The organism is Gilliamella apicola, from assembly GCF_000599985.1.
Classification (GTDB): Bacteria; Pseudomonadota; Gammaproteobacteria; order Enterobacterales; family Orbaceae; genus Gilliamella; species Gilliamella apicola.
This window is the reverse complement of the sequence record NZ_CP007445.1, coordinates 2,205,386-2,231,487: the sequence shown is the minus strand read 5'-3', so window position 1 is coordinate 2,231,487 and position 26,102 is coordinate 2,205,386. Positions and strand designations below refer to the sequence as shown.

Genomic DNA, 26,102 nt, shown 5'->3' with positions numbered 1-26,102 from the left:
TGTCACTACTCAAAAAAATTTTTTATGTAAAAATAAAAAAATCTCGAAAAGTAGGAGATGACATATGACAAGTCAACAACAAAATGACCCTTTACTGCCGGGTTATTCATTTAATGTCCATCTGGTATCTGGATTAACACCGATTGAAAAAGAAGGAAAATTTGATTTCTTTATAGATCGCCCAAATGGACTAAATGGCTACATTATTAATCTTACTTATGCAGGGCAAGGTACTATTTATCGTAACGATGAATCATTTAACTGTTATCCGGGAGATTTTGTACTTTTTCCACCAAAAGAACCTCATTTGTACGGACGAAAAGAAGATGAAAATAATTGGTTTCATTTTTGGATCTATTTCAGACCAAAATCAACCTGGAAGTATTTATTAAGTTGGGAGAACCGAATAAAAAAAACTGGCTTTTATCGTCCTAATACTCAAGTAAAAGATGAGCTAGAGAAATTATTTATAAAAATTGTCGAGGTAGGGCAATCAAGTACAATTTATTCTGAAAATTTAGCAATGAGCATGTTAGAGCAATTTTTAATTCGTCGTGCGCAAGAAACCTCAAGCACTAACCATACTAAAATTGATACACGAGTAATGCAAGTTTGCAACTATTTAATTGATACACTGGATGAAAACAATTTTAAGCTTGACATCGTAGCCCAAAAAGTTTGTTTGTCGACATCGCGAATTGCTCATATTTTTAAAGATCAGATAGGTATGTCGATTGGTGAATGGCGACAAGAGCAACGCGTAAATCGTGCCAAACTATTATTGCAAACCACTAACTTGAATATTGCCGATATTAGTCGAACAATTGGATTTGATGATCAGCTCTATTTTTCGAGAATTTTTAAAAAAAGAATTGGACTGAGTCCTCAAAAATATCGCCATAGTACTCAAGAACAAAATGAACGAAAAATCCAAAGTGTTAATTCGCTTTATCTATATGATAAACAAAATAGCTAAATTGCTGAAAAATTTTAGTAAGTAGCGACATTTCTATAAGACATTAAATTTTAATAAACAAAAAATTATTTATACAATAACCAGAGAGCGAAATACTATCTTTCTTCTCATTTTATTAAAGAAAATGTCCTTATAGCTTTTTATAAAAATGAATTTAGCTAACATAAATGTAATTAAATGCTGATAGTTATCAAAATAACTAAACTTAAATATATTAAGATAATCGAAAGTCATTATTATGTAGCTATTAAAATATCAATGAAGTAGATTAATTTTAGTTAAGTATTTGTTACTAGTGTTTTGATAAGATAAAGTTGATATCAAAATCCAATAATTGTAAAAAATTTTAAATCAAGATAACTTTAATTAACAGGAATTAACAAAGGTTATCTATTTAATTATTCTCTTTAAAAATAAAAAAATTAAAATGTTTTGATTTTTTTAAAAAGTTAATACTAAACATCGTTCCTTGTTTTATATATAATAGCCACTTACGGACTTGGATTTGAATATAAATTTCGGAGCTTTTCATGCAGCAGTTTCGTCCTATTCGTCGTGCTTTACTTAGTGTTTCTGATAAAACGGGAATTGTTGAATTCGCCAAAGCCTTATCAGAAAGAAATATTGAACTCCTTTCTACTGGTGGTACTGCCAAATTATTAATCGATAACCATATTCCAGTTACTGAAGTGTCTAATTATACGGGGTTTCCTGAAATGATGGATGGACGAGTCAAAACCCTACATCCTAAAATACACGGTGGTATTTTAGGGCGTCGAGGCATAGATGACGAAGTCATGCAGCAACATCAGATCGATCCTATAGATATGGTGGTTGTTAATTTATATCCCTTTGCTAAGACGGTTGCCAATGCCAATTGTACTTTAGAAGATGCGATAGAAAACATTGATATTGGTGGACCAACCATGGTGCGATCCGCTGCAAAAAATAATAAAGATGTCGCCATCGTAGTTGATTGTCAAGACTATAGCACAATCATTGATATGCTTGATAAACAGCAAAATTGCCTTTCTTTCAAATATCGATTTAGCTTAGCTATAAAAGCATTTGAACATACAGCTAAATACGACGGTATGATTGCTAACTATTTTGGCAAACTTGTTCCACCATATTATGGTGAAACTGAAAAACCAGCAGGAGAGTTCCCGCGAACCTTAAATCTTCAATTCATCAAAAAACAAGATATGCGATATGGTGAGAATGCTCATCAACAGGCTGCTTTTTATATTGAAGAAAATCTTGAACAAGCTTCAATTGCCACCGCCAAACAGCTACAAGGTAAAGAATTATCCTATAATAATATTGCCGATACAGATGCTGCGTTAGAATGTGTGAAATCATTTGATGAACCCGCTTGCGTAATAGTTAAACATGCTAACCCATGCGGTGTAGCTGTAAGTGATAATATTTTAAATGCTTATCTTAATGCCTTTAAAACCGATCCTACTTCCGCTTTTGGTGGAATTATTGCTTTTAACCGGCAGTTAGATGCTAAAACAGCCCAAACAATAATTGATAAACAATTTGTTGAAGTGATCATTGCACCGTCAATTAGTGCTGATGCATTGGTTATCACACAAGCTAAAAAGAATGTTCGAGTGCTTGAATGCGGTGAGTGGTCAACGTCATCGTTAGCGAGTTTGGACTTTAAACGTGTTAATGGTGGTTTATTAGTGCAAGAGCGTGATTTGGGTATGATTACACCCGAGCAGTTAACCGTCGTCACCAAGCGCCAACCAACTGAGCAAGAGCTTTCAGACTCTCTATTTTGTTGGAAAGTGGCTAAATTTGTAAAATCAAACGCGATTGTTTATGCAAAAAATAAAATGACCATCGGTATTGGAGCCGGTCAAATGAGTCGTGTGTACTCAGCTAAAATCGCTGGTATTAAAGCACAAGACGAAAATCTAGAGGTTGCTGGTTCTGTTGTTGCTTCTGATGCCTTTTTCCCTTTCCGTGATGGCGTTGATGCAGCTGCGGCGGCTGGGGTAACTTGTGTGATCCAACCAGGCGGATCGATTCGTGATGAAGAAGTCATCCAAGCTGCAAATGAGCATAATATTGCGATGATTTTTACCAACATGCGCCATTTTAGGCATTAATGCGTGTTTCTAGTTTGTTTTATATTTATTAAAATTACATTGGTTATCTTCTTAAGGAAGAAGCATATAAAGGATCTTTTATGAAAGTATTAGTGATTGGGAATGGTGGGCGCGAACACGCGTTAGCTTGGAAAATAGCACAGTCTCCATTAGTATCTAAAGTCTTTGTCGCTCCAGGAAATGCAGGGACTGCACTTGAATCAGGTCTGGAAAATATTAATATCAAAGCGACGGACGTCAGCGGATTATTGAATTTTGCTCAGCAAGAGCAAATTGATCTTACCATTGTTGGTCCTGAAGCTCCATTAGTCATTGGTGTTGTTGATAGCTTTCAAAAGGCTGGATTAAAAATCTTTGGTCCAACAAAATCGGCATCGCAACTTGAAGGTTCGAAAGCCTTTACCAAAGATTTTTTAGCACGGCATAACATCCCAACTGCCCAATATCAGAATTTTACTGAACTTGAACCAGCGCTAGCCTATATTCGTGAGAAAGGCGCACCAATTGTGATTAAAGCTGATGGTTTAGCTGCGGGTAAAGGTGTTATTGTTGCCATGACACTTGAAGAAGCCGAAGCTGCTGTAAACGATATGTTGGCAGGCAATGCTTTTGGTGATGCTGGACACCGTGTGGTTATTGAAGAGTTTTTAGAGGGTGAAGAAGCCAGCTTTATTGTTATGGTGGATGGCAAAAATGTCGAACCAATGGCAACCAGTCAAGATCATAAACGCGTTGGTGATGGTGATACAGGTCTTAATACGGGTGGAATGGGAGCGTATTCACCAGCACCGGTTGTGACCGATGAAGTTTTTGCTAAGATCATGGAGCAAGTGATCTATCCGACTGTCAATGGTATGGCGCAAGAGGGCAATGTATATGTTGGCTTTTTATATGCAGGCTTGATGATTGATAAAGAGGGAAATCCCAAAGTTATTGAATTTAACTGTCGCTTTGGTGATCCTGAAACTCAACCGATCATGATGCGTTTGCAGTCAGATTTAGTCAAATTATGTTTAGCGGCAGTCGATGGTAACTTAGATACCGTAAAATCAAAATGGGATCCTAGACCAGCATTAGGTGTTGTAATGGCTGCAGGAGGTTATCCTGGCGACTATAATACGCAAGATGAAATCATTGGATTACCAACCGAATCATCTTCAGATTGCAAAGTATTCCATGCAGGTACTAGCTTTGAAAAAGGGCAAGTGTTTACCAAAGGTGGGCGCGTTCTTTGTGTCACCGCTTTAGGTAACACAGTCCTAGAGGCTCAACAACGTGCTTATCAGCAAGTTAATAATATTCGTTGGCATGGCTGTTTTTATCGCCATGATATAGGTTATCGAGCCATTGAGCGTGAAAAACATAATCATAAATAGTAATATTAGCTAAATTTAATAACTCAAGGCGTCCTAGGACGCCTTTTCATTAACAAAAACGTTAATCAAAAGTCTAAACTTTTAAAGCAATGGGAAACTTCTCAATGACTAAAAAAACCCAAAATGGCTAAAATCGTTACTATAACAACGATATTATAAATACCATAAGCTCGAATAAAATAGGCGACAGAAGGTGAAAAAATAGGTAAATACGATGCTATAATACATACAAAGATAGCGTTGAATAAGTATTTTGACCAATTTTCAAGTTGTTTATTCCAAAAAAATATTATAAATACAGTGATAACGGATAAAATAAGGGAAAAAAATGCTAATCTAAAAGTCTTAGAAGTAAACATGTCAAACCAACTTTCTGCTGAATAGTCTACTAGGCCCGCAACGAACAAACCTGGTAATATTACAAAAGCCCAAAGAATTTTTTCTAAAATAAAAACAATCGTTTTTTTCATGCTTTTCAGTATTTCCTTATTTTCGAAATTATTATCTAAGTTATAACTATATTTTATATCAATATTATATTGTGTATAGCATGATTATAAATCAATAAGATAACAGAATAAAACAGACGAAAATTGAAGATAAAAAATTGTTTAATTAATATAACTGCATTGGTTGAAAAGCTTAAAAAAGCCAAAAACTACTCTGTTAATCAATTTTTTAAATTCAGAAATTAATGTGATTCAAATTCTAAAGAAAACATATCAACTAATTGGGTATTAATTGGATGCAATAAAATAAAAAGTAAGCAAATAGATAATAATGATTTTAAAAGTTAATAGAGTTATCACCGGACTGAAAATAGCTTATATAACTTAAATTGCTTATATCATTTTAATAAATAAAATGACTATATTTTATATAAAAATATAGATAGTTATTATTACAGCTAACATAAAAATAGCTTAGTGAAAATAACATTTAATTGAAACCAGCTAATGCTTGATTTTATGAAGATATATTCGATAATTTTTTATGATCTAAATTATCGTCTGAATAGTAAATTGCTATTAATGTATAATGTAATAAAGCTTGATATCTATCTTTTGTGTTTACCAATATTAATAATTTATTAAATAAAAATTAATTAAGAATCCTCTGATTGTTGTTGATAAATTGAATGTTCATTTTAAGTTATATCACTCTGTGTTATGCTAGCATTAATATTAGATCACAGGATGTTACTTATGATAAAAGATCCTTTCTTTGATAGAGAATCAGAAAAGTATGATTCCCCAATTGCCAGTCGTGAACTTATTTTAGATTACCTTAAAAAAGAAGCAAAACCAGCCAATTTAGAGAAAATTGCCCAAGCTGTTGCGATTAAAAATGATGAGCAAAAAGTGGCTTTGCATCGTCGTTTGCGTGCGATGGAACGTGATGGACAAGTCGTGTTTACCCGCCGTAAATGTTATGCCTTACCTGAAAAATTTGATATGGTTAAAGGAAGTGTAATTGCACACCGTGATGGCTTTGGTTTTTTGCGAGTAGAAGGTAATCCAGAGGATTATTTTTTATCACCTGAACAGATGAAAAAAGTGTTACAAGGCGATGTGATTTTAGCTCAACCATTGGGAACCCAATATCGTGGTAAAGTCGAAGCACGGGTCGTGCGAATTTTAGAGCCTCGTAGTAATTTTATTGTCGGACGATACTTTATCGAGCAAGGTGTCGGATTTGTAGTGCCGGATGACAGTCGTTTAAATTTTGATATCTTGATTGTGGGCAAACCCGACCGTACGGTACGTATGGGCTCTGTTGTGGTAGTTGAATTACAGCAACGACCAGAGCGTCGTCAAAAAGCGGTAGGGATCATTAAAGAAGTGCTTGGCGAAATTATGGGAACCAATCTTGCCATTGATATTGCGCTTCGTAATCACGAGATCCCTTATGAATTACCGAAAGCGGTTATAAAAGAGACCAGCAAATTTACCGAACAAGTTCCAGAAAATGCCAAAAAAGGCCGCAAGGATTTGCGTGAATTACCATTGGTAACAATTGATGGCGAAGATGCTCGTGATTTTGATGATGCTGTTTACTGCCAAAAAAATCGTGGAGGAGGCTATCGCTTATGGGTCGCAATTGCGGACGTGAGTTATTACGTCCGTCCAGGTAAAGCATTAGATAAAGAAGCCTGCTTACGCGGTACATCAGTCTACTTCCCATCTCGCGTGATCCCTATGTTACCCGAAGTGTTATCTAATGGACTTTGTTCGTTAAACCCGCAAGTCGATCGCTTATGTTTAGTGTGTGAAATGACTGTATCAAATAAAGGTCGTCTAACAGGTTATGAATTTTACGAAGCCGTGATGAATTCCCATGCAAGATTGACTTATACCAAAGTTGCTAAGATTTTAGATGGTGATAAAGAATTACGTGAGCATTATCGTGATTTAGTTCCACATCTTGAAAACTTGCAAGGTCTTTACAATGTACTTGATAAAGCTCGTATTGCGCGTGGTGCGATAGGTTTTGAGTCCGAAGAACCAAAATTTATTTTTAATGCTGATAAACGTATTGAAAGCATTGAACTGACTCAACGCAATGTTGCTCATAAAATCATTGAAGAGTGTATGATTTTAGCGAATGTAGCCGCTGCAAAATTTGTGATTAAAGCTGATGTTCCGTCTTTATTCCGTGTACATGATAGACCTGATGAAGAGCGTATGAATAATCTGCGTAGTATTTTAAGTGAACTTGGGTTATCACTTGGAGGTGGTTCGACTCCTAAACCAAAAGATATTGCTGAGTTAATGGTCGCTGTTGAAGAGCGCCCAGATCATGATATGCTACAAACTGTTATTTTACGGTCAATGAGACAAGCCATTTATGATCCAGAAAATCGCGGACATTTTGGCTTAGCACTTGAAGAGTACGCACACTTTACTTCGCCTATTCGCCGTTATCCGGATTTACTCTTACATCGAGCCATTAAATGGATTTTAGCTGATCAAAATCACAAAACAAGCAAAACGGGTGGTTATCGTTATAGTACTAGTGAAATGCTTTACTTTGGTGAACACTGCTCAATGACTGAACGTCGAGCTGACGAAGCTGTTCGCGATGTAGTAGATTGGCTTAAATGTGATTACATGCAAGATCATGTTGGTGAAGTCTTTAACGGAACTATTTCAAGCGTGGTTAATTTTGGATTCTTTGTTCGTTTGGATGATTTGTTTATTGATGGTTTAGTTCATGTCTCTTCACTTGAAAACGATTATTATAATTTTGATGGCTCACGCAACCGCCTTATCGGCGAAAATACTCGTTTCGTATATCGTTTAGGCGATAAAGTACAAGTTAAAGTCGATAATGTGAATCCTGAAGAACGTAAAATTGATTTTTCATTAGTGGGAAGTAATAATAAACCGAAACGTCAAGGTAAAACAGCTAAAGATAGAACCAAACAGGATAAAATCGATTTAAGTGCTGATTTACCAATTAGACGAAAAGCGAAAAAATCATCCAGCAAGAAAAGAAGTACTAATGCTAACACTATTGCTGAAACTAAAACCCAAAGCAAAAATAAGACCAAAACAAAAGCGATAGTGAAAACTAAAGCTAAGTCAAAAAATAAAAATAATACAAAGAAAAACAGTAAATCAAAATCGACAAGTAAAAAACAACGAGTAAAAAATAAAGAGTAGCAAATAGATGAGTGAAACAGTTTATGGTATGCATGCTATTGAAGCATTATTAGCGCGCTCACCAGAAAGAATTATCGAGGTATTTATTATTAAAGGGCGTGAAGATAAACGTCTAATTGCCCTTGTTCACCAATTAGAACAGCTGGGATTGCCGGTTAAAGTAGCTAATCGTCAGTGGTTGGATGAAAAAACCAAAAATGGTGTCCACCAAGGTATTCTAGCTATGGTTAAACCAAGTCGCGGTTATCATGAAAACGATATTCCACAACTGATGGAACAGCAACCCAATCCTTTAATCTTAATTTTAGATGGAGTGACTGATCCCCATAATTTAGGAGCATGTGTTCGTACTGCTGATGCAGCAGGTGTAAGTTTTATTATAGTGCCAAAAGATCGCTCAGCACCACTTAATTCTACCGTACAAAAAGTAGCGTGTGGTGCGGCAGAAAGCGTTCCTGTTGTGCGAGTAACTAATTTAGCCCGTACCATGCGAATGCTACAAGATGAATATCAAGTTTGGATTGTCGGTACTGCTGGTGAAGCTGAAAGAACACTTTATCAAACCGAATTTTATAAATCATCCACTCAGACCACACTCGCTTTGGTGATGGGTGCGGAAGGTGAGGGTATGCGTCGTTTAACGAAAGAACACTGTGACGAACTAGTTAGTATTCCAATGTCAGGCATTGTCTCTTCACTTAATGTATCGGTTGCAACCGGTGTCTGTTTATTTGAAATCGTGCGCCAAAAGAACAAATAGTAAGGAAGGGTAATATGCTAGGATTGCTTAAAAAACTATTACCAACCAAAAAAGAAATGCCACCGCTTTCAGGGCGAGATCTTCATGGTCGTAATAATGTTGGGTATCCGACTATGCAAATTTCACGGGAAATTGATAATCTTGTAAAAACGCAGTACAAAGCCATCAAACCGATTATCAACCAATATAAGGATACTTTGTTTTTTAAATGGGGACCAAGTGTTATAAATGATAAATTGAATGATGAACAACTAGCCAATTTATCAGGTCGCAATTTACAAATGGTCTATTTGTTATTATTTCGTGATATGCTTCGGTATATTTCTGAACTCGTTACGTTAAAAAATGTACCTGAAAATTGGCCAGATGTTTTTGCCCAAACAGTATTGGATAATTGTCGTATGCTTAGTGATGATGATGATAAAGATATTGCGAAGAAACAGCAATTATTTGCTAATACTGAACGTTATACAGTGGATGTGCCTATTGATGAAAAAAATCCTGATAATACCAACATTCCTGATTGGACAGTGCCTATTGCCGAACTGATCATGATTCCCTCAGATATGATCTACAAATGTCACCGCCCATTAATGATTGCAATTGAAAAGCGAAAAAAACATGTTTAATGTTATTTTCTAAAAAATAATTAAATGAATCCTATTTTAAGGATTCATTTTTTTCTGATTCTTTATTTTCCTTTTTTTGATCATTTCCAATCTATAAATTTTGCAATAAATATTTGCAAAAATACCAACTAGGTAAGCTAATTTATCTCACTTATACTGCATTTAAGAAGTAAATAGGTGAGTAAGTTTATGCGAACAAGAACCATCGAATTATTTAAGAAATTTATTTCAATCGACTATCCTTTAACTGTCGAAATGCTATCGGAAGATTTTCAAATTAGTGCACGAACCTTGCGCAATGAAATTAATGAAATTAATGCTTTTTTACAAAAAAGATGTTTACCCGAAATTTCAACAGTCCGTAATAAAGGTTTTATCATCAATGCCACACAAGAACAAAAACAACAAGTTCATAATGCGTTATTAGGGGTATCAATTTCACCTATTTTAAGTAAGGATGAACGCCAATTCGATTTGTTGTTATCAATTGCTTTTTCTAATAGCCCAACTATTTTATGTCATAAAGAAAATATCTACTTTGTTTCGAAAAGTGTATTAGATGAAGATATCCGTAAACTTAAATTGCGATTAAAAAAATATGACATTGAATTAACTAGCCTGCCTAAACAAGGAATGCAACTCATAGGATTAGAACGTTCTATTCGTTTAATGATGTACGAAGCAATTAATCAATTCTATGGTAATTTAGAATTGAATAAACCGTTACATGAACTGAGTTTAATTCAGCAACTATTATTTAAATATGTACCTCAAAATCTTATTATAAATCTATTAAAGCTTGCTCATAAAACAATTAGTCAAATTCATGATGAAATCTATGTTCAACAAATTGTAATCTTTACTGCTATATGGTTGATTCGTAATAAACATCAGCATCATTTAACTATGGTTAGAGCCGATTTCAGGCACAATGAATCTGGACAAATTACCAAATTTATTCATTTAGTTTGCCAATATGAAAAATTGCAAATTAATCGACAAGAACAACAATATATTATCTATATGCTTGAAGCCTTTAACACAAAGGATATTAATAACTATGTCGAGTGGTTGAATGCACAGTTATTGGCAATTAAACTAGTGAATTATGTCGAAGAAAAAACACAAATTCCATTTTCAACCAAACAAGAACAGCTTTATGAAAACCTTTGTAAACACTTAGCCGGATTGATCGCCAGAGTAAGTAATAATATTCATATTATTAACCCATTACTTGATAATATAAAACAAAACTATGAAGAAATTTACTGTGTAATAAAATCCTTTATACAAAACTCGGAAGCTAATTTAAGTCATAAAGTTTCTGATGATGAAATCGCCTTTTTAACAATCCATTTTTCTACTTTTGTTAGTGCAATTAACCAAGATCGTAGCTATTTTTTTAAAGCTGTGGTTATTTGTGATCATGGCATTGCTACCTCTAATTTATTAGCTGAAACACTCAAAGAGTTTTTTAATATTGATATCTTGGCAATTCTAGGTCGAAATAATTTTGAATTATTGGATCAACTTGATTATGACTTGATTTTTTCTACATATCCGTTACAGCATTCGGCTCATCCCGTATTAGTGTTAGAACCAATTTTGAAAGAAAAAAATCACCCCATTATCACCGATTTTCTAGCTAAACATCGATCGAATCAACGTATTGTCAATCATTTGGATGATGCCACTGATCTTTTTTATTCTCTTGTCGATTTAATTCAAGAAAGTGGAGGCGTTGTGTCTGCACCTATTTATAACCGCCTTGAAAAGTGCTTAGCGATTAATAACCTCAAAATCAATAAAAGGAAAATCCAGCCTATGTTGAAAGATATACTGACTGATGATGACATCATATTGCAACAAGATTGCCGTGATTGGCGCCAAGCTATCACCATTGCTGCAGAACCACTATTAAAAAAATGTTTCATTTTACCATCTTATATCCAAGCCATGATTAGCTCGGTTGAACAATATGGCCCATATATTGTGATAGGTAAGGATTTAGCATTAGCGCATGCTCGACCAGAAGATGGTGTTAATCAATTAGGCGTGAGTGTAGTTACCATGCGTCATCCTGTGGATTTTGGTAATTCAGATATGGGACCGGTAAAAATTATATTTTGTTTGGCTGCCATCGATTCTTTTTCTCATCTCAATATTATGCGTAGCTTAATTGAATTGATTAATGATGAGCAAAAACTTAAACAACTCACCAATTGCCAATCGGTACAGGAATTTAAAACAATTTTATTTAATGAAACAAAATCGGCTTGAACAACTCAGTCTTAGGAGGATTGAAAATGAGTAACTTAACTATTTTATTTGTTTGTGGCGCTGGATTAGGCAGTAGTTTTGCTGCACAAATGGCTACCGAAGACGTGCTAAAAGCTAAGGGTATTGAAGCAAATTTAGATCATACTGATATTTCATCTGCTGCGGCGATGAATGCCGATATTATTATCACAGCTGAAAACTTTCGTCCACAGTTTGCCAAATTCAATATTAACGATAAAACCACTATCGTATTCCTTAAAAATATTGTTTCTAAAATCGAAATTGAGGAAAAACTTTGTCCCGTTTTAGAGCAAAAAGGGCTGATTTAGTAGCGATAACAGGAGAATACTATGAATGTCATTAACTTTATTATCGACAATATTTTAACGCAGGCCTCAATAACCATTAGTTTGATTGCCATGCTTGGGCTTATTTTACAAAAAAAATCATTTGGACAAATAATCTCAGGAACGCTTAAAACTTTATTAGGCTTTCAGGTGTTAAATGCAGGTTCAAGTATTATTGTTGGTAGTTTGACTTATTTTGGTCAAATATTTACCGCCGGTTTTGATATGCAAGGAATCATTCCATCCATTGAAGCCATAAACGGACAGGCCATGAATCAGCTAGGCTTAGGACGCGATATTGCACTGACCTTTTTGATGATCTTTATTTTTAATATTCTTATTGCTCGTTTAACTCGCTGGAAATACATCTTTTTAACTGGGCAGGCGATTTTATGGATGGCGACCATGACGACCGTATTTGGTAGTGTAGCAGGTCTTTCAGGGATAGCTTTAATTTTAGTGGGAGGTTTTATTGGTGCTGTTTTTGCAGTAATGATGCCAGCCATTGCACAGCCAATTATTTATAAAGTTACTGGTTCAAATGATATTGCTCTTGGTCATTTTTGTACAATCGGTTATCTATTTGAAGCGGGTGTTGCTTATGTGGTAGGTGAAAAAGGTGAGAACAAACGTTCAATTGAAGATATGAAATTGCCGAAGTCATTCGAATTCCTACAAGATACATATCTATCTGTTATGGTTGTTATGGTACCTCTTTATGTCATTACTGTGTTGTTTGCTGGTGAACAATATGCCTCAACTTTATCAGGTTCACAAAACTATGTGATCTACGCCTTTACACAATCGATTATCTTTGTGGTAGGGATCTATGTATTGTTAGCTGGGGTGCGCTTATTACTTGGTGAAATTGTGCCAGCGTTTAGAGGCATTGCCATGAAAGTAGTACCAAATGCCATTCCAGCACTTGATTGTCCGGTGTTCTTTCCATATAGCCCAAATGCAGTAATTTTAGGTTTTATTACTACTTCAATTGGTACTGTTATTGCTATGTTAACACTGCCGTTCTTCGGTTTGGCGATGATCTTACCTGGCATGTTGACTAACTTCTTTGCAGGGGGAACTGCAGGCATATTTGGTAATGCAATTGGTGGACGTCGTGGCGCTTTAATTGGCGGGATAGCTCATGGCTTTTTTATTACCTTATTACCTGCACTGCTCGTTACTATTTTTACGCAAATGGGCTTTGTTAATGCTACTGCAACTGATGTGGATACAGTAACGGTCGCATTACTTTATGCGTGGGTTTTAGGTCCAATATTGAAACACTTTTAACAAGGATAATTGCTATGTTTAGTTTCTTCAAAAAGAATAAACAGAAAGTTAAAGAGCCCAAGGCCGAAATAAATGCCAGCTTAACATCAGAACAAATCGTTGAAATTGAGCAATCGATTCAGCAATTGCAACAACAAATTGCGAACAGTGATGATGCGAAACTTCTAGCGGTTTTAAATGAAAAAACAGGAATGTTGTATCACCAGTTAGAACGTATTGATTTAGCGATTGAGTATTTAGAAATCAGTTTGCAACATAAAAAATCAATTGGAGAAAGTTATAAAATTTTAATGAGTTTATACAACCTAAAACGCGCCGAGGCTGCAACAAATGGGTCAATGGCTGATATCGATTTTTGGATGAATAAAATGGACTCCATGCGTAATATCGCCAAACAAGTAACGATTCTACGAGATTAAAGGAAAATTATTATGTATACCAATCTAAAAGCTGTAACTTCAATAGCACAAAAGCTTAATTTTACCGTAGGTGCATTTAATACACATAATTTAGAAATGTTACCCGATATGCTTCGTGCAGCCAAAGAAGTGGGCGCACCTATTATTATCCAAACAAGTGTCGATACCGCACGCTATATTGGCTTTAAAGTTTTGGTAAATGCTGTAAAAGCCATCGCAGATGAAGAGATAGTCGATGCGGTATTGCATTTAGATCATGCAAAAAATTTTGATGATATTAAACAAGCAATCGACAGCGGTTTTACCTCAGTCATGTTTGATGGTTCTTCACTTCCTTTTAAAGAAAACATATTAAAAACGCGTGCGGTTGTTGAATATGCTCATGCACGTGGAGTTTCAGTTGAAGGGGAACTGGGCACTATAGGTGGCACAGAAGAGGGGATTAAGGTTGATGACAATGACAAAGTCTATACTAAACCTAAAGATGCATTAGAATTTGTTAAGGCAACGGGTATTGACGCTTTAGCCGTTGCTATTGGCACTAATCATGGACAATTTAAATCAAAAACAGAAGTGAATATTCCGTTGTTGAAAGAAATACATGCCCTGGTTAATATTCCATTGGTTATTCATGGAGGGACAGGTGTTAAAGAAGAAGATTATCCTGAATTGATTAATAATGGTATTCGCAAATTTAATGTAGGTACCGAGTTATTAGTTAACTGGACACAAGTGGCCAAAGATAAGTTTGCACAAACTGAAGTAAATAAATCATTACGTCACAATATTATTCCTGCTAATCAAGCGGTAAAGGAAATTGTGAAGCATAAAATGAGCTTATTTCTTAATGTGAATGGTTGTATTAACTGAGGTGCATTGATATGCAGAAATATTTAATTTTACTGGCAGGTTGTCCATGTACAGGCAAAACGTATCTAGTTAAACAATTGCAACAGCAATTTAAAGACAGCTTTGTGTTAACACCCGATGAAGCTAAAGTTTTGTATGCTGAATCGATTGGTTTTAATTCTAAAGCTGAAAAAGAGGCGTTAGAACACAAAGTCTGGCAATTTTATTATGGTGTGCTGCAACTGTATATGGATGCAGGTAAAAGAATTATTATTTCTGAATATCCTTTCAGTGATAAGCAAAAAAAGCAACTCAGTGAATTTGCTGATCACTATTATTATCAAGTGATTACAATCCGCTTGGTTGCTGATTTTGATATATTATGGCAACGTCGCTACCAACGCGACCGCTCACCAGAACGTCATTTAAGTCATATTATGCAACACTATCATTATGGTGATAAACTTGAAGATCGCAATTTAGCTGATGATTTAGTAACGAAAGAGCAATTTTTTCAAATATGCCAAACCAGAAAGTATGATCAGTTTGCTTTAGGTCAAGTGATTGAAGTAGATGTAACGCAATATGCAAAAGTCAATTATTCAAGTTTATTAGATAAACTCAAACAAATTATTAAACAATAACTCTTTTGCAGTAAAAAATGCCGACTTAATTATGTCGGCATAGTTATTTTTTGCTTTCTTTTTGTTATTTCTATGGCTAATCAATAGGAAGAATACAAAAAAGTATGCGCAATATTGCTTAACTATATAAAATTATTGCCATTATTGATACTATTAAGCGTAGATAATCTCAGGTAGCTTTATATCCCATGGTTGATTATCAATATGTGGTACTTTTTGACAAGCAAAAGCCAGACCTATCGGCAGAATTTGCTGGTTTTGATAGTTAGCTAACATACGATCATAAAATCCTCCCCCCATACCCATACGGTAACCTCTCTCATCAAAAGCAACCAGCGGAGTGAAAATAATATCTAATTTTTGGTATGGTAATACATTTAGTACATTTAAAGCTGGTTGCAATATATTAAATTTATTTTTAATTAAAGAGGTTTGTGGGGTGTATTTCAAAAAGAGTAAATGCGTAGAAACAAATGGGTGTATAACAGGCAAATAGACAGATTTATTTTGTTGCCATAGATATTCTATAATCGGTTTTGTTTCGACTTCACCATCAAATGATAGAAATATTGCTATATTTTTTGCTAATTTTATACCTTGATGTTGGATGATTCGTTGATAAATAGCATGTTGCGCATTAATGCGTTCGGCTAAAGGGAGTTGGCGTCTTTTTTGGCGTATATTTTGTCTAATATTCATCAGTTATCACTGTAGAAATAAAACAAGATAAAAACACTCCAAGATGTCGTTTAGGGTCGTAACCCTTGAACCCAAGGTTCAAGGTGAACAACATGTTTCGATTTTTAGGTTTCCTTACAAGTAAGGCTTACACACCAATCGAAAATCACATCGTTCTAATGTAAAGAATATCGGCTCAGGGGACTAACCCACATCGCGAACATCCCAGAGATGTATATAATATTACAGAATTTAATAAATGATACAAGAAGGTTTTTATCAAATTTACAAATAAAAACGCTAATTGTTGGTATTCAAAGCAGAATCAAGCAATTGTTGTAGCATTTTTAGCCTGTGGCTAAATTCGTTACTTTTTTCTTTTTCCTTAGTTAACTCGTAAGAAATATTGAGTGCTGCGGTCATGATTAGTTGCTCACTACCTATTTGTGGAGATTTTTCACGCAAATTAGATAAGCGCGCATCCAAATCTTTTGCGGCATTGGTTAGTGCGTCAACTTCATCAACCGGACAATTGAATTTTAATGTACGTCCAAAAATTTGAATAGTGACAGCTTGAGTTTCCATATTTAACCTATTGATTTATAAATTCATTAATTTTTTCTATAATATGTTCACAGTTTAATCCCATCTCATTTCTCATCTCATTTTGAGATCCTTGAGGAATAAACTTATCTGGTAATCCAATATTTAAAATATCACATTTTATTTTTTTAGATAATAAAAATTCACAGACGCCACTACCTGCGCCACCTTTAATACTATTTTCTTCTACGGTGACAAGTATATTATGAGTTTGGCTAATGTGCAAAAGGACTTTTTCATCTAATGGCTTAACAAAACGCATATCAATGACTGTAGCATTAATTTTTTTACCCGCCTGTAAAACTTCAGGTAGTAATGTGCCAAAATTAAGTAAAGCTATATTTTCACCTTCAATGCATAATTTTGATTGACCTATTGGTAAGGGTGCTAATGGCTCTAATTGCACACCACAACCTTCACCACGCGGATATCGCACTGCTGCAGGCCCATTGTGCAAATAACCTGTATAGAGCATTTGTCGACACTCATTTTCATCACTAGGTGTCATTATGACAAAATTAGGTATGCAACGCATAAAACTTAAATCAAATGCTCCTTGATGAGTTTCACCATCGGCACCAACAATACCTGCTCTATCTATCGCAAATAAGACAGGTAAGTTTTGAATGGCAACATCATGAATAACTTGGTCATAAGCACGTTGTAGAAAAGTGGAATAAATTGCTACGATTGGTTTTAAACCACTAATAGCAAAACCCGCAGCAAGTGTAACGGCATGTTGTTCAGCGATGGCGACATCAAAAAATTGATCTGGATAAAGATTGGCAAACTTGGTCATACCAGATCCTTCACTCATTGCAGGCGTGATAGCCATTAACTGCTTATCGTTTTGTGCCATTTCACACAACCAATCACCAAAAACTTGTGAATAGGTTGGTGTAACTTTGTTTGCATCTGGCAATATTCCATCATTGGGATTAAATTTTGGTACACCATGCCATAAAGTTGGATTTTGTTCTGCTGGTGCGTAACCTTTGCCTTTCTGAGTAATAACATGAAGCAATTGAGGTCCTTTTAGTTGCCGAACTTTTTGTAAAGTGGTTACTAAACTTTCAACATCATGCCCATCAACAGGACCAATATAATTAAAACCAAGTTCTTCAAATAAGATTGCTGGCGTCACTAAACCTTTTAAATGTTCTTCGGTTTTTTTTAATAATTCTTTTAAAGGTGGAATGTTTGCAAGCACTCGTTTGCCACTTTCACGGAAAGAAGTGTAGGTTTTACTTGAAAGAATTTGGGCTAAATGTTGGTTAAGTGCACCCGTATTTTCTGAAATTGACATGTCATTGTCATTAACAATGACTAACATGTCGGGTTTAACATGCCCAGCATGATTCATTGCTTCAAATGCCATACCAGCGGTAAGTGCGCCATCCCCAATGATTGCTACTACCTTTTGTCTGGATTGTTTTTTTTGCTCACTAATAGCAATACCTAAAGCGGCACTTATAGAAGTCGAAGAATGGCCTGTAGTTAAAACATCATATTCGCTTTCATTGCGATGTGGAAATGGATGAAGTCCACCTTTTTGCCGAATTGTGAGCATTTGATCACGCCGACCGGTCAAAATTTTATGCGGATAAGCTTGATGACCAACATCCCAAATAACTTTATCGAAAGGAGTATGATAAACATAATGCAGTGCCACTGTTAATTCAACCACCCCCAGTCCTGATGCTAAATGTCCACTAGATTGACTTACGCTATTTAACAAAAATTGTCTTAACTCACGACAAATTTCAGGCAGTTGAGATTGAGGATAACATCGTAGATCCTGTGGAAAGTTAATTTTTTTTAATAAGGGATAATTATCCAAATTCATTTTTATCATTAAGTCATCGTGTTAACTATTTCGATTTATAATAAAACCAGCGAGATCTTGCAGTGGTTGGCTATTATAAGGTATTTGGTTGAGACTATCGATAGCTTGATCATATAACTGTTTTGTCATGTCTATAGCTGTTTGTAAGCCTAATAAAGCAGGATAGGTAGATTTCTCATGTATAATATCGGAGCCTTTAGGTTTGCCCATAATAGCTTGTTCACCAATAACATCTAAAATGTCATCCTGAATTTGAAAAGCGAGTCCAATTGCTTGAGCATAGCTATCGAGCAAAGAATAGTAAGGCTTACTTATATCGCCACTGGCAAATGCACCTAATCGGACCGCCGCGTTAATTAATGTTCCAGTCTTATAGTTGTGGATTTTTTGTAAATGTTCAAGGGTGATAGATTGGTGTTCGGCTTGCAAATCAAGTGACTGCCCTAAGCACATACCCGTTAATCCGCTAGCATTGGCAAGTTCAGAAATCATATCAATTTTAACTTGATTATTGAGGTGTTGGCTTTCAGATAATAAACTAAATGCTAATGATTGTAACGCATCTCCAGCAAGTATTGCTTCTGCATGTCCATATTTGATATGACAAGTCGGTTTTCCGCGTCGTAGATTATCATTATCCATAGCAGGTAAATCATCATGAATTAATGAATAAGTATGAATCATTTCAATTGCAGCTGCCGCTTCATCAAGTTTTGCTAACGAACAATCAAACATTTGTCCAGTTAAATAAACCAGTATTGGACGGATTCGCTTACCGCCAGCTAACAAGCTATAGCTCATAGCTTGTTGCAATTTAGTAGAAGAGAACTGAGTTATATAAGTTGCTAAAAACGTATTGATTCGCTCTTGTAATGGTTTTAAATTATTCATTATTATCGGTTAAAAATTCAGATAGTTCTGCATCACAATTCTCAGATAATAATATCTGAATGCGTTGTTCCGCTTGTTGTAATTGTTTTTGACCAGATTTAGCTAATTTGACACCTTTTTCAAACTCATTCAATGCTTCGTCTAACGGTAGATCACCATTCTCTAATTGTGAAACAATGGTTTCAAGTTGTTTAAGTGTTTCTTCAAAACTAGGTTCAGTAACTTGTTTTTTAGCCATATTGTATTCCTTGTTGTACAAAATCAGTATACACGTATTTTCAGTAATGTTGAATTAAGATGTTTTTATACTCAAACGTATGCATTACCTCAAACTTTTTGACAAAATTCTACAACGTGAATTTAATTGATTAGCCATCACAGTAAAATATTTAATCTTTATCTTTGTTAAGTTCATCTACAGACAATAATGCAATGTCTGGATTAATTGGTTTTTTAACTTCTACTCCTAATTCTCGAAATCGCTCAATTTGACCAATAATATTACCGCGACCTTTGGACAATTTGTTAAGAGAGTTTTGGTAAGTTTGCTGAGCTTTATCAAGGGTGCTACCAAGGTTTTCCATATCTTCAACAAAACCGCGAACTTTATCATACAATTTACTTGCTTTATCTGCAATTAGCTCAGCATTACGATTTTGGTGCTCATAACGCCATAAATTATGAATCGTACGTAAGGCAACTAAAAGAGTTGTTGGGCTGACAATCATAATGTTATTTTTGAGTGCATCATTAATCAATGATGGATCACTATCAATAGCACATAAAAATGCTGGCTCAACAGGGATAAACATTAATATATAATCTAATGAATTAATGCCGATTAACTTATGATAATCTTTTTGGCTAAGCTGCTTTAAATGGTTACGTACAGCGGTTAAATGATCGGATAATGCTTTGGTTTTTACAATTTCTTCATCGTTATTAAAATAACGTTCATATGCAACCAACGTCACTTTTGAATCAATAACCACATCCCCTCCTTGAGGTAGATGTACAATCACATCAGGTTGTAAACGTTGGTTATTTTCATTGGTTAAATTGACCTGCGTATCATATTCATAACCTAATCTTAAACCCGAATTATCAAGTATTTGACTAAGTATAAATTCTCCCCAATTTCCTTGAACCTTATTGTTACTTTTTAAAGCATTAGTGAGATTGGTTGCCTCTTTAGCCATTTGTTGATTTAGTTGCTGTAAATTACGAATCTCATGAGTAAGAGTATGGCGTTCTTTTGCTTCCTCACCAAAACTATCTTGCACTTGCTTTTTAAAGCTATCTAATTGTTCTTTTAAAGGTGATAATAAAAAATTAAGGCTCTGCTTATTTTGTTGTTCAATTTTTTTACCACTATGCTCAAATATACGATTGGCTAAGTTTTCAAACTGAGTTGTAAGCCGTTGTTCACTTTGCTCTAGTATTGTCTGGCGTTCATGGGCTGCATTACGCGTTTCTTCTAAACGCGTTTTCAGCTCGCTAATAGTAGCAAATTGCTCAATATTTTGTTGTCGATATTGGTTTAATTCAGTATCAAGTTGATTTACTTCATTGGCTAATGTTTGATTCTCTTGCCTTACCTGAGAAAGTTGTAAATTAAATACTTGGTTTGAATTATTAATAATCAGCTGCGATTTGACCAATAAAATTAATAAAATCAATGATACTATCCCAAGAATAATTGCGATCCACTCAGTTAGACCTAAATTACTTATCATCACTAAGCCCTTTCAAAGGTAAATGAAATTACATCATCTAGTTTCTTTGAATTTAGCGCTAACATGATTAAGCGATCTAAACCTACCGCAACTCCTGCACAGTCAGGTAGGCCATTTTCCATAGCAGCTAATAGCTCAATATCGATTTCTTGTTGAGGTAGATTAAGATTGAGCCTATCTTGATTGTTTTGTTCAAAACGTTGTTTTTGTTCTTGTGGATTAGTTAATTCTTTAAAACCATTAGCGAGTTCAACGCCTTTGTAATAGAATTCAAAGCGACCTGCAACTCGATGATCTTCACTGCTGATTGCGGCTAATGCTGCTTGTGACGCAGGGAAATTATATACAGCAATAGGTTTATCATGACCAATATGTGGTTCAACGCCAAAAGTAAATAAACATTGTAATAAACCATCTTTATCAAACTCTTCTGTTTTGATTCCGATATTTAATTGATTAACAGCATTAACTAATGTTGCTTGATCTGCTTCTAATGGATCAATATTAAGGTGACGTTGAAACGCTTTTTGGTAAGAAACACGTTCCGCGGGTTCACAATCTAAAATTGTTTGTAATAGATCATCAACTTCATTAATCATTTGCATCATATCAAATTGAATTCGATACCATTCAAGCATAGTAAATTCAGGATTATGAAAATCACTGATTTCCTCATGATTGCGAAAACATTTACAAATCTGATAGATTGGACCGCTTCCCGCTGCTAATAAACGTTTCATGTGGTATTCTGGACTGGTAATTAATGACATCTTTCGCCCAAGCTGTTCATCGAATTCACCCGGTCTAAAAAAGGTAGTGGAGAAAGAATTCAAATGCACATCAGTAACGGCATATTGGCTCAAGGTCGGCGTTTCGACTTCCAATATACAGCGATCAGTAAAAAATTGTCGTACTTGTGAAATAATTTTTGCGCGCTTAAGTAGGTTATTGATAGATGCGGAAGGTTGCCAAGTCATAAAAAATATCCATGGATTTTGATCAATTACTAAAAGGAGAAAAATAGAGCTTAAGCCCTATTTTTTATTATTGACGTTCATTTTGCCATAAAGTGAATAAATTGTCGTATTTTTCTTGCAGCTGCCATATATGCTGATGTAATTCAGAAAGAATGATTGGATCTTCCAAAATTGCTAACTGTTGTTCTTTATTAATTTTTTCTAAATCAGCTTGTTTAAGTTGCTCAATTAATTCAAGACGTCTTTGCTCAATTTTTATATTAGGTAAATGGCGAGAAGTGGACAATGCGCAAGCTAGCGCATTGTAAATAGGATCAATCAATGTCATGATAAAACCATGTTCAACGATATTAGCTTCCGTTTTAACTAGATATTCACCTGTCATGGTCACAGCTTTTGCTGGATGAGTTTCTTCTGGCGTTAAAAATAGACCTAGTTTTTTGGTTTTCATACCAATGCTTGATAATCCAGAAACTCTAACCACTAATGGCGAAATAGTCAGTGGAATTAGAATAGCAATATACCAGTAAGTAAACTGAGGATTTAACCAAATAATTACGCCAAGCCAAATAATGCCTAATAAAGAGAGAGGCCAACAAAAATAGAAAGATTCTCCCCATGTTAAGGCATCATCGTTTCTTGAAGGTGATTTCCATTGAATTTTACTGCCTAGCCATGCTTTTATCACGAACTTACTATGGAATATCATGCGTATTGGGGCAAGTATCATCGACCAGAACATTTCGATGAAAATTGATAGAGTTAGCTTGAAAATTCCACCGACATCTTTGGCGCCTGTTTTAGCGATGATAATGCTATAACTAAAGAATTTTGGTGCAAACAATAATACCATCGTTGTAGATAACAATTGTAATGCCAAATTTTCATCCCACCTTGGCCATGTCGGATAAAATTGATTAGGTTGGAAAAAATATTGTTGATCGGATAAATTAAAAACTAATAAAAGCAGCGTTGAGAAAAATAAAAATATTAACCATAATAAAGATGAAATATAAGCCATTCCACTAGTTAAAAACATAACCCTATGTGTTAAAGTTATACCACTTTTAAAAATCAATCTTAAATTAATTAAGTTCCCCATACACCAACGGTTATCTCGTTTTAGATCTTCAATCATATTGCCCGGTAATTCTTCATAACTACCATTTATATTATAGGCGATCCAAACTCCATATCCTGCACGTCTCATTAAGGTAGCTTCAACTAGATCGTGTGACAAAATATGAATTGGCCCTTTGCGTTTTTGTAGTGGAGATAAAATACAGTGTTCAATAAACGGTTTTAAGCGAATCATGGCATTGTGCCCCCAATACTGTGCTTCGCTAAGTTGCCAAAAATGGGTTCCGGCACAAAAAATATCACTGTAAATCTGATTGGCAAATTGTTGAATTCGACCATAAAGCGTTTTCATTCTAACTGATTTTGGCGGGGACTGTAATATGCCAGCTTTAGGTGTCATTTCCATCATGGCAATCATATTTAAAATACAATCACCTGTCATAATACTATCGGCGTCAAGTATTAACATATACTCATATAAATGTCCCCAACGTCGACAAAAGTCATCAATGTTACCACTTTTACGTTTCACTCGACGTTTACGATGTCGGTAAAAAATTTGGCATCCATTATTATCCTTTTGTGCATTAAAATCAGCCCATGCTTTTAATTCATTTACATAAAGATCGGGATCATTCGTATCGCTTAAAATATAAAAATCACAGCAATCTGCGTGACCAGTTTCAACCAAAGATTGATAGGTCGCTTGTAATCCAGCAAAAACTCGTGCTACATCTTCATTACAAATTGGCATAACTAACGCAGTACGATGATTAACATCAATGTGTTTTGCTGCATCTTTAGGGATCTCAATAGTATAGCGGTCTTTTCTTATTACAGCTAAAATCAGTCCCATAACGCTTGTCCAAAAGCCAATTGAAATCCAAGCAAACAAAATTGCAAATAGGAAAATAATAAATCCTTGTATAATATAAGGGACGATACTGTATATGGCTAATTCAGGATTATTCGCCCAATTAGCCATAAAATTAATTTTTTGCCAACTTTGATAAGGTAACAGTGTTGATAGATAGGTAGTTCCGAAATATGTTTGTATTACAATTAGTGCAAACATTATTAAGCGACGGATAACCGCGATGAGATTAACTTTAGCTTTGAAATTGCTTTTATAGCGTTTGTTCCATGTTTGTGGTTGAATCGAAACGCGTTCAACTTTAGGATAACTGGGTTGCTGGTTTCTTTCATCAATATAGTTTGATGTGTCGCCAATTTGATTTAGGCGATATTTCAGAAACTCAGTATCATTTGGCTCAATTTCATTGTTTTTTGATTTCTGGCGCCAACTATCTGCGCCAGAAAGAGTAGCAAAGTAATCTTTTTTCATTATGTTATCTTATTATCGTTATTGTCCAGGATATTGACCGCTCCAGGTCTCAGATAAAATTTGATTCGTTTTTTCCGAAGCTAACTGAACGCGAATATCCGTTGGTTTTTTATTGTCTTTAACATTGAACCGAAGAAGAACTCGCCAACCTTTTGTTACTGAATTATATTCTACATCACAGCTCACAATAGATCCGTTATTGATGCTTGATATTGCTTTAACAGGTTCTTGTTCTGATAAATTAGGGCCAGCAAAGTCAATAACGTAAGCGTTCGAACCATCTAGTTTACGAATTAAATTTGCTTGCTTTATATCACCTAATGATAGTCGAGTGCTAGTTGCTCTAGCTACATTATCGGGATAGCGTTGCTTTTCATTTAATGAATAGTGCAATCGGTATTTAATATCAAGACTGTCACCAGATTTATAATGTTTTTCAGGCACCCAGAAAGAAACGATATTATCGTTTGTTTCATCTGCAGTTGGGATTTCAACCAGTTCAACCCGACCTTTTTGCCAATTACCTAATATTTCTGTCCAAACACTAGGACGAAGTTCATAATGATCATCAAGATCTTGGTAATCCTCAAATCCATTATCACGCTGAATCAATCCAAAACCTTTAGGATCATCTAAACTATATGAAGAAAAAGATAACCGCTTAGGATTATTCAATGGTCGCCATATCCATTCACCATTGCTAGATAAAATCGATAGTCCATTAGAATCATGCATTGCTGGTCGATAATTTAATAAAGGTGATGGCTGGTTTGGACCAAATAAATACATACTAGTTAAAGGTGCGATGCCAAGTTTATTTACCGCATTGCGAAAAAAGATTTTAGCTTCTACGGTTATTGTGGTATCTACGCTTGGTACTAAAGTAAGCTTATAAGCACCAGTTACGCTAGGTGAATCGAGTAAGGCATAAATGACTAAATGTTTTTGTTTAGGAAGTGGTCTTTCGATCCAAAATTCTTTAAAACGAGGAAACTCTTCACCTGTCATCTCACCAGTATCAATTGCTAACCCTCGAGCAGACAAACCATATCGTTGATCTTTTCCAACTGCACGGAAATAGCTACCACCAAGAGCTGTAAAAATTTCATCATCGGTTTTATCTGGGTTATTTATTGGATAATGAACTTTAAATCCAGCAAATCCAAGTTTTTTTGTGTTTAGATTATCCAATCCAACTTTACTTAAATCAAAATAACTTGGATCGAATTTAATTTCATTAACTTTATTATTGGCAATTTCATTAATTTGAACGGGCGTATCAAAATACATTCCTTCATGATAGAACTCTAATTTAAAACGAGTTTTTTTATCATTCCAAAAGGCTTTTTCATGATTAAATTGAATTTTTTGATAATCAGCAAATTGTAGCGTGGCTAATTCATTGGGTATGTTCTTTGTGGGTTGTACATAATTTTTCTTGGATAGCTTTTCTGCTTTTGTAACAACATCCTTAAACGAAAAAGCCGATGAAGAAAAACTAATGCAAAGAGTTGAAACTATGCAAAGAATTTTACAAGTTACTGTTTTACTAAACTGACTAATTGGTAATAAATTATACATAAAA

At 34.9% G+C, this 26,102-nt stretch carries 22 protein-coding genes and 1 other RNA gene; 12 read left to right on the top strand and 11 right to left on the bottom strand.

Going from position 1 to position 26,102, the window contains the following annotated elements; genetic code table 11:
• The first annotated feature begins 64 nt into the window (after positions 1 to 64).
• From araC to purD, 3 genes are all read left to right on the top strand, one after another.
• Positions 65 to 976 (top strand): arabinose operon transcriptional regulator AraC, encoded by a 912-nt coding sequence (gene araC / locus GAPWK_RS10005; protein ID WP_025316096.1) that lies wholly within the window; start codon positions 65 to 67, stop codon positions 974 to 976.
• Between the two features lie 530 nt (positions 977 to 1,506).
• Complete coding sequence (gene purH, locus GAPWK_RS10000; RefSeq protein ID WP_025316095.1) at positions 1,507 to 3,099, top strand: bifunctional phosphoribosylaminoimidazolecarboxamide formyltransferase/IMP cyclohydrolase; 1,593 nt, start codon at positions 1,507 to 1,509, stop codon at positions 3,097 to 3,099.
• Positions 3,100 to 3,179: 80 nt separating this feature from the next.
• On the top strand, positions 3,180 to 4,475 hold the full coding sequence (purD, locus tag GAPWK_RS09995; protein WP_025316094.1) for a phosphoribosylamine--glycine ligase: 1,296 nt from the start codon (positions 3,180 to 3,182) through the stop codon (positions 4,473 to 4,475).
• 101 nt (positions 4,476 to 4,576) lie between these two features.
• Here the strand turns inward: purD and GAPWK_RS09990 are convergent, their stop codons facing one another.
• Positions 4,577 to 4,945, bottom strand: coding sequence for a hypothetical protein (locus tag GAPWK_RS09990; protein ID WP_025316093.1), 369 nt, complete (start codon positions 4,943 to 4,945; stop codon positions 4,577 to 4,579).
• A gap of 735 nt (positions 4,946 to 5,680) precedes the next feature.
• On the opposite strand from GAPWK_RS09990, the gene rnr reads away from it, so the two are divergent.
• From rnr to GAPWK_RS09945, 9 genes are all read left to right on the top strand, one after another.
• A complete protein-coding gene (rnr, locus tag GAPWK_RS09985) occupies positions 5,681 to 8,140 on the top strand; it encodes a ribonuclease R (RefSeq protein WP_025316092.1) in 2,460 nt (819 codons plus the stop codon).
• A gap of 7 nt (positions 8,141 to 8,147) precedes the next feature.
• Positions 8,148 to 8,900 (top strand): 23S rRNA (guanosine(2251)-2'-O)-methyltransferase RlmB, encoded by a 753-nt coding sequence (rlmB, locus tag GAPWK_RS09980; RefSeq protein WP_025316091.1) that lies wholly within the window; start codon positions 8,148 to 8,150, stop codon positions 8,898 to 8,900.
• A 14-nt stretch (positions 8,901 to 8,914) separates the two neighbouring features.
• Positions 8,915 to 9,529 (top strand): hypothetical protein, encoded by a 615-nt coding sequence (locus GAPWK_RS09975; protein ID WP_025316090.1) that lies wholly within the window; start codon positions 8,915 to 8,917, stop codon positions 9,527 to 9,529.
• A 189-nt stretch (positions 9,530 to 9,718) separates the two neighbouring features.
• Positions 9,719 to 11,809, top strand: a complete 2,091-nt coding sequence (locus tag GAPWK_RS09970; protein WP_025316089.1) for a BglG family transcription antiterminator — start codon at positions 9,719 to 9,721, stop codon at positions 11,807 to 11,809.
• Between the two features lie 26 nt (positions 11,810 to 11,835).
• A complete protein-coding gene (locus GAPWK_RS09965) occupies positions 11,836 to 12,138 on the top strand; it encodes a PTS sugar transporter subunit IIB (protein WP_025316088.1) in 303 nt (100 codons plus the stop codon).
• Between the two features lie 21 nt (positions 12,139 to 12,159).
• Positions 12,160 to 13,449: a PTS sugar transporter subunit IIC gene (locus GAPWK_RS09960; RefSeq protein ID WP_025316087.1), complete on the top strand. Its 1,290-nt coding sequence runs from the start codon at positions 12,160 to 12,162 to the stop codon at positions 13,447 to 13,449.
• A gap of 14 nt (positions 13,450 to 13,463) precedes the next feature.
• A complete protein-coding gene (locus GAPWK_RS09955) occupies positions 13,464 to 13,868 on the top strand; it encodes a hypothetical protein (protein WP_025316086.1) in 405 nt (134 codons plus the stop codon).
• A 12-nt stretch (positions 13,869 to 13,880) separates the two neighbouring features.
• Positions 13,881 to 14,738: a class II fructose-bisphosphate aldolase gene (locus GAPWK_RS09950; protein ID WP_038517453.1), complete on the top strand. Its 858-nt coding sequence runs from the start codon at positions 13,881 to 13,883 to the stop codon at positions 14,736 to 14,738.
• Between the two features lie 11 nt (positions 14,739 to 14,749).
• Positions 14,750 to 15,361: an AAA family ATPase gene (locus tag GAPWK_RS09945; protein ID WP_025316085.1), complete on the top strand. Its 612-nt coding sequence runs from the start codon at positions 14,750 to 14,752 to the stop codon at positions 15,359 to 15,361.
• Positions 15,362 to 15,514: 153 nt separating this feature from the next.
• Here the strand turns inward: GAPWK_RS09945 and GAPWK_RS09940 are convergent, their stop codons facing one another.
• The 10 genes from GAPWK_RS09940 to GAPWK_RS09900 form a co-directional block, all read right to left on the bottom strand.
• On the bottom strand, positions 15,515 to 16,060 hold the full coding sequence (locus GAPWK_RS09940; RefSeq protein WP_025316084.1) for a 5-formyltetrahydrofolate cyclo-ligase: 546 nt from the start codon (positions 16,058 to 16,060) through the stop codon (positions 15,515 to 15,517).
• A gap of 32 nt (positions 16,061 to 16,092) precedes the next feature.
• Positions 16,093 to 16,274, bottom strand: a non-coding RNA gene (ssrS, locus tag GAPWK_RS14625) — 6S RNA.
• Positions 16,275 to 16,339: 65 nt separating this feature from the next.
• Complete coding sequence (zapA, locus tag GAPWK_RS09935) at positions 16,340 to 16,624, bottom strand: cell division protein ZapA (RefSeq protein WP_025316083.1); 285 nt, start codon at positions 16,622 to 16,624, stop codon at positions 16,340 to 16,342.
• A 7-nt stretch (positions 16,625 to 16,631) separates the two neighbouring features.
• A complete protein-coding gene (gene dxs, locus GAPWK_RS09930) occupies positions 16,632 to 18,494 on the bottom strand; it encodes a 1-deoxy-D-xylulose-5-phosphate synthase (RefSeq protein ID WP_025316082.1) in 1,863 nt (620 codons plus the stop codon).
• Between the two features lie 15 nt (positions 18,495 to 18,509).
• A complete protein-coding gene (gene ispA, locus GAPWK_RS09925) occupies positions 18,510 to 19,379 on the bottom strand; it encodes a (2E,6E)-farnesyl diphosphate synthase (protein WP_025316081.1) in 870 nt (289 codons plus the stop codon).
• Positions 19,372 to 19,617, bottom strand: coding sequence for an exodeoxyribonuclease VII small subunit (gene xseB, locus GAPWK_RS09920; protein WP_025316080.1), 246 nt, complete (start codon positions 19,615 to 19,617; stop codon positions 19,372 to 19,374). Before xseB ends, ispA begins: the two co-directional genes overlap by 8 nt.
• Before the next feature lie 151 nt (positions 19,618 to 19,768).
• Positions 19,769 to 21,115 carry a DNA recombination protein RmuC gene (rmuC, locus tag GAPWK_RS09915; RefSeq protein ID WP_051516271.1) on the bottom strand — a complete coding sequence of 449 codons (1,347 nt, stop codon included), beginning with the start codon at positions 21,113 to 21,115 and terminating at the stop codon, positions 19,769 to 19,771.
• A 2-nt stretch (positions 21,116 to 21,117) separates the two neighbouring features.
• Positions 21,118 to 22,092: an elongation factor P--(R)-beta-lysine ligase gene (epmA, locus tag GAPWK_RS09910; RefSeq protein ID WP_025316079.1), complete on the bottom strand. Its 975-nt coding sequence runs from the start codon at positions 22,090 to 22,092 to the stop codon at positions 21,118 to 21,120.
• Between the two features lie 67 nt (positions 22,093 to 22,159).
• A complete protein-coding gene (gene mdoH, locus GAPWK_RS09905) occupies positions 22,160 to 24,517 on the bottom strand; it encodes a glucans biosynthesis glucosyltransferase MdoH (RefSeq protein ID WP_025316078.1) in 2,358 nt (785 codons plus the stop codon).
• Between the two features lie 18 nt (positions 24,518 to 24,535).
• A complete protein-coding gene (locus tag GAPWK_RS09900) occupies positions 24,536 to 26,098 on the bottom strand; it encodes a glucan biosynthesis protein G (RefSeq protein ID WP_080692486.1) in 1,563 nt (520 codons plus the stop codon).
• Between the last annotated feature and the right edge of the window lie 4 nt (positions 26,099 to 26,102).